We start from the raw sequence: 5,538 nt of genomic DNA on the forward strand, positions 1-5,538 counted from the left end.
AATTTTATAATACGGAGGTTTATCATGATTATCATCATTTTTATAAGGGCATATTTTATATTTTCCTTGTGAAAATATGTGACGCAAGGTATAACTTTATTGAGAATTTCTGTAACCCTGGCTAAAATATGGGAGATAGCAATGAAGATATTACTTTTAGGTGTTGGTATGCAGGGAAAAGCCGCATTGTATGATTTGGTGAATAGTCCAGATGTTTCCCAGATCATTGCTGCCGATATTAATTATGATAGCCTGCGGGAGTATGCCGATCAGTTGCAAACACCAAAGTTAAAAACCGTCAAATTGGATGTGCGTGATGATCAAGCTGTAATTAAAGAAATGCGTCAGGTGCAGGCTGTGATTATATTGCTTTCACAGGAATTTCGTGAAAACCTGGTTAAATTGGCGATAGAAAGCGGAATTCATTTGATTGAAACTTCCTATTCTTTGCCAGCCTACGAGGATTTGGGGATCGCTGCAAAAACGAAGGATCTCTCAATCCTGCCCGAATGTGGACTGGATCCGGGGATCGACCTTGTTCTGGCTGGACGCGCCATCCGAGAATTTGATCTGGTGAGGGCATTGCACGTCTACGGGACAGGGGTTCCCGAGCCGGAGGCTGCCAATAACCCCATCAAATATAAAATTTCCTGGACTTTTGCTGGTGTGCTGGGTGCCTATCAGCGCCCTGTGCGGATGCTCAAAGGTGGGCAGGTTGTAGATTTGTCTCCAATCGAGATGTTTGATAAGTCAAATATTCACATGGTGGATATGGAGGGACTTGGGCTTATGGAGGCTTACTATAACGGTGATGCGGTCAAATTCCTGGATATTTTTGGGATCAAAGACACAACAACCGATACAGGACGTTATTCCTTGCGCTGGCCGGGGCATGCCGAATTTTGGACGAAGATGGTGGGCCTGGGTTTCCTGGCCGATGAACCTGTTCGTGTGGGCGGCCATGAGATATCACCCCGTCAGTTTGTGCATGATTTATTATCCCCGCAATTGCAATATGAGGAGAATGAGAGAGATATTGCTGCAATTCGTGTTGTGGTTGAAGGAATGAAGGATGGTCAATCAAAGCGTGTTATTTACCAAATGATTGACAGACGTGATCTGGATACAGGTTTAATGGCGATGCAGCGCACGGTGGGATTTACAGCCAGCATCGGCGCACAGATGATCTTGCGTGGAGATATCAAGCAGCGTGGTTTATTGACGCCCATTCATGATATTCCCTCGGATATCTTTATCGCTGAGCTTGAAAAACGGGGTGTTCAAATTCAACGTCAGGAAAAGGAAATCCCATAATTTGCTAAAGATGTGATATTTCCTTTATTTCAGTCGAAAGCCATCATCATGGTGGCTTTTCAATTTAATTATTGGGTGTTGAAGTTGCCTATGGGATCGTCGTTCACCCAAATCAGATAGCCTCCCTTGGGATAATTGCCCATCTCAATCGTAACGTCAAAGGCTCGTAAGACTTGAGCACAGATCACTTCTGGCTCGGCCACTGAATACATTTCCACGATAATATTATTCTCATCATCCGGCGGCGGGACATAGACTCGTAGCTCATGGCAGGGAGTCGGCAAATATCCGCTGATATGTAACATGATCTGAATGGGGTCGCTTTCCGCTGAAAGGAGATCAACTGATTCGGCAAAGGCACTGGCACGGGTCAGCTTGCTATCACCGGGTTGTGGGAGAAAACTTGGCCGCGGAGTTTCATCTGCTACTGGTAACTCTTCAACCACATTGGTTGGCGCTAATCTCACAGTGGGGATGGTGGTGGTTGGGGTGGTAGGTCTTTCAGTAATATTTGCACAACCAGTTAGGAATAGAAAGCTGGCAATTAAAAGCAATCTTTCTTTCATATTACTTTTTCCTCATATAAACCCAAAAAAACAACATAGTAAATCTTTGCGTTGAATAACTTATCCTTTGATCACAGCCAATGGACGTAGACGAGCAACCTTGCGTGCAATCCCTGCTTCTGACACGGTCTCAACGACCGCGTTCACATCCTTATAAGCGTTAGGGGCCTCCTCGGCCAAACCTTTCAGTGACCCTGCACGGATGTGGATGCCTTGCTTCCCAAGTTGGCTGCGGAGCGCATCTCCACGGAATTCCTTTTTCGCCTTCGAGCGGGACATCATTCGTCCGGCACCGTGGCAGGAGGAGCCCAGTGACCGTGTCATGCTCTCTTTTGTGCCGACCAATACCCAGGATGCGGTCCCCATGCTGCCGGGAACGAGAACGGGTTGACCGATTTTGTTATATTCTGGGGGAAGCCCCGGAGCGCTTGGCCCAAAGGCGCGCGTTGCCCCTTTGCGATGTACACAAACCTTGATGCGTTTGTCATTAATCTGATGAACTTCGATCTTGCCCATATTATGGGTAATATCGTAGACCTGATGCAGGTCCCAGTTTTTGCTCTTCCCCGCGAACGTATCTTCAAAAGCGCGCCGGGCAGCATGTGCCAGCAGTTGACGGTTGACAAATGCAAAATTCGCCGCAGCGCGCATTGCTCCAAGGTAGGCTGCGCCTTCGGGAGAATCCATCGGCGCGCAGACGAGTTCACGGTCGGGAAGTTTGATATTGTAGCGCTGGACTGCCTTTTGAAAATCGCGCACATAATCGGTGCAGACCTGATGCCCTAATCCGCGGGAGCCAGAGTGGATTTGGACCGCCAGATGGCCTTCCCTTAATCCCATCGCGGAGGCGGCGGTCTCATCAAAAATCTCATCAACGATATCTACTTCAATGAAATGATTGCCTGCGCCCAACGAGCCAATTTGGGAGCGTCCGCGATTTTTGGCGCGCTCGCTGACCTTACGCGGATCTGCGCCCTTAAAAGTGCCGTTTTCTTCAGTGCGGGCCAGATCAGATTTTGTCGCGTAGCCATTATTAAGGGCCCATTTTGACCCATCTCGGAGCAGTTCTTCCAACTCTGGAAGGGATAGTTTTACCATTCCATCTTTTCCCACGCCACTAGGACAATATTGATTCAGCCGCGTGGCGAGCATCTCCAAATGCGGAATTGCGCTCTCAGCCTCGATCTGGGAAGCAAGCAAACGAACCCCACAGTTGATATCGTATCCGATCGCGCCCGGAGAGATTACCCCGATGGGAAACTCTGTTGCTGCCACGCCCCCGATCGGAAATCCGTACCCCTGATGCATATCGGGCATCACGATGACTGCCCCTACCAGGCCGGGGAGGGTGGTCGCATTGACGGCTTGCTCCAGTGATTTGTCCGTTAGTACATGATCGAGCAGTTCCCGCGTGGCAAATATCCGCACGGGGCCGCGCATATCCTCCCGATATGATTGCGGAATCTCCCATTCGGTTGCGCTGATTTGGATCAGGTCAGAAAGAGCGATCATTTTACTCCTCTCTGCCCTCACCCCCGCATCGCTTCGCTCGCTCCCCCTCTCCCGCGGAGCGGGAGAGGGAAGTTCGAGCGGAGCAAGAACGGGTGAGGGAAGTTGTTCTACTTTTCAAAAAGACCACGAAGTTCTGCGGTGCGATCCTCGATGTTTTTTTTATATTTGTTGACAGCTTTTAAACTACTTTCATTGATCCCCATCATGGCATTCTCTGCACGGGCCAGTCCATTGTAGATCAGGCGCAGCAGCCGCTTGATCTCGTTGGGGTGCAGGTCAAGCATTTCCAGTGTTTTATCCATTTGGATGGTATGTTGACGCATATGCGATTCAAAACGATGCAGCCGGAAGCGCAAAGTCATCGCCTCTTTTTCCCAATATAAGGTTGTCTTCTCCAGTTCTTCATCGCTGATATCAGCCAGCATGGACAAAGTCCTGGCATGAACAGTCTCATGATAATCCAGGGCGGCCTCGATTGGTCCGGCAAGGATTGCATCTACTTCAGCATCATTTGTTCCAGAGACCTCTTCCCAAATTTCTTCGGTCATTTTGCTCAGCTTCCCATCTCTCAAACGATGATCATTCAGACCGTTTTTTATCGCCACATGGAAGAGCAGATCGGCTTCAACGATATGGGTATAAACCTTGCGCAGCGACCATTCTCCTTCTGCGGGAACGCGTTCATATTCAGCTGGGTCGATACCGAGTAGTGATGCCTGCAGATCACGAAAGGCGAGATGATAACCGGCCAAAATATGTTGTGTCTGAGAGAGCGCTTTTTTTCGTCTATGGGACTGAAAAGCTTCCAAAGTCAGTAAATCCTCAAGGGTTCTGAAAAAGGCGAATCGAAAACCCTCCTCATCGTAATCTTTCCAGACCCATTCGCGTTCCAGATCGGCGTCGGTCATTTCGAGGGCAAATTTTGTAAAATCCTGAATACTATTAAAAAGGGTGTTCATTTTCTCTCCATTTACACATCAAATACGATTTCAACTTCCAGTCCGCGTGCGCTCTGCCGTATCTTCAGATTATGAAAGGTGACAGCCTTGATCTCTTTATCAATGGATGTTATTGCTCCCCCTTCTAATTCAACTTTTAATTGATATCCGTCTATCTTCATTTTACCAATGGGGTTAAATATTAGATTTTCTGATTCGGCCAGATAAAGTAACTCCTCCAAAAATGCGACCAGGAGACTCTCCGCATCTACCGCATCCAGTGATATCTCCCGTTTCACCCGTGGACTCTCGGCGGGCTCTGCATTGGCGAGTGCATACATCCCCCGCGCGGATTCTGTCAACAGCCCGGCCAGATCATCCGCCCAAACCCGGAGCGACCAATCGGCGGTGTGGGAAATCTCTTCAAAAGGCATATTATCTTATCCTAAAGCTAACCGCCAAAGCGCGAAGGACGCCAAGATTCTTATTTAAATCGCCAAGGAGTAAAAAGACTTGGCGGCATTAAGAAAAACTCTGCGCTCTCTGCGTCTTGGCGGTTCACGTTTCTACTCCCTGTATCGACTCTCTTCAAATAAATGCGGCGCCTCAACATAGATCCCTGTACAACTCACCGCGACAGAGCCATCCGGCAAATATATTTCTCCCGTCCCGAAAAATTTGCGACCTTCTTTTCCTGTCATCCGCGCCTCAACGGTGACGGTGCTATCAATTGGAATCGCCTGTCGATAATTTATATCCATGTTCACTACTGCCACGTTATACCCCGCCCGCCAGATCGCCACACCGATCACCTCATCGAGCACAGCTGCCGAGGCCCCGCCGTGGACATGCCCAGGCGGACCCTGTTGTTTGACCGTCAGCATAAATTCGGAAAAGATACTGCCATCTTCCCTGGCATACCAGGTCAGCCCGACGCCGTGCGGGTTTTGTGTGCCGCATATATAGCAGGGTCCATGTTCAGAAATGGGTTTTAGAGTTGATTGTGTTGTCATGGGGATATTGTAATCTCTTTACCGCCTTGCTGAGCGTCATTTTATCGTTGCCGGGCGTTAAATAATGGTTGCAGGGTGTAAATAATGGTTGCAGGGCGTTAAATAATGGTTGCAGGGCGTAAATAATGGTTGCAGGGCGTTAAATAATGGTTGCAGGGCGTTAAATAATGGTTGCAGGGCGTTAAATAATGGTTG

Annotated in this window: 6 protein-coding genes; 1 reads left to right on the plus strand and 5 read right to left on the minus strand. The window is 48.6% G+C overall.

Annotated elements, in window-relative coordinates:
- The first annotated feature begins 141 nt into the window (after positions 1-141).
- Entirely contained in the window at positions 142-1,314 is a 1,173-nt protein-coding gene (locus AC3DOM_RS14860) for a saccharopine dehydrogenase family protein (RefSeq protein ID WP_487919827.1), read from the plus strand.
- A 68-nt stretch (positions 1,315-1,382) separates the two neighbouring features.
- Here the strand turns inward: AC3DOM_RS14860 and AC3DOM_RS14865 are convergent, their stop codons facing one another.
- From AC3DOM_RS14865 to AC3DOM_RS14885, 5 genes are all read right to left on the minus strand, one after another.
- Complete coding sequence (locus AC3DOM_RS14865; protein ID WP_487919828.1) at positions 1,383-1,880, minus strand: hypothetical protein; 498 nt, start codon at positions 1,878-1,880, stop codon at positions 1,383-1,385.
- A gap of 60 nt (positions 1,881-1,940) precedes the next feature.
- On the minus strand, positions 1,941-3,392 hold the full coding sequence (locus AC3DOM_RS14870) for an RtcB family protein (RefSeq protein WP_487919829.1): 1,452 nt from the start codon (positions 3,390-3,392) through the stop codon (positions 1,941-1,943).
- Positions 3,393-3,499: 107 nt separating this feature from the next.
- Entirely contained in the window at positions 3,500-4,351 is an 852-nt protein-coding gene (locus AC3DOM_RS14875; protein WP_487919830.1) for a DinB family protein, read from the minus strand.
- 11 nt (positions 4,352-4,362) lie between these two features.
- Positions 4,363-4,764: an archease gene (locus tag AC3DOM_RS14880; RefSeq protein ID WP_487919831.1), complete on the minus strand. Its 402-nt coding sequence runs from the start codon at positions 4,762-4,764 to the stop codon at positions 4,363-4,365.
- Positions 4,765-4,896: 132 nt separating this feature from the next.
- Positions 4,897-5,343 carry a PaaI family thioesterase gene (locus AC3DOM_RS14885; RefSeq protein ID WP_487919832.1) on the minus strand — a complete coding sequence of 149 codons (447 nt, stop codon included), beginning with the start codon at positions 5,341-5,343 and terminating at the stop codon, positions 4,897-4,899.
- Positions 5,344-5,538: the final 195 nt, after the last annotated feature.

Source organism: Candidatus Desulfolinea nitratireducens, from assembly GCF_982879505.1.

Coding starts and splice junctions, on each gene's coding strand:
- AC3DOM_RS14860 (WP_487919827.1), top strand. CDS start 142: ATGAAGATATTACTTTTAGGTGTTGGTATGCAGGGAAAAGCCGCATTG.
- AC3DOM_RS14865 (WP_487919828.1), bottom strand. CDS start 1,880: ATGAAAGAAAGATTGCTTTTAATTGCCAGCTTTCTATTCCTAACTGGT.
- AC3DOM_RS14870 (WP_487919829.1), bottom strand. CDS start 3,392: ATGATCGCTCTTTCTGACCTGATCCAAATCAGCGCAACCGAATGGGAG.
- AC3DOM_RS14875 (WP_487919830.1), bottom strand. CDS start 4,351: ATGAACACCCTTTTTAATAGTATTCAGGATTTTACAAAATTTGCCCTC.
- AC3DOM_RS14880 (WP_487919831.1), bottom strand. CDS start 4,764: ATGCCTTTTGAAGAGATTTCCCACACCGCCGATTGGTCGCTCCGGGTT.
- AC3DOM_RS14885 (WP_487919832.1), bottom strand. CDS start 5,343: ATGACAACACAATCAACTCTAAAACCCATTTCTGAACATGGACCCTGC.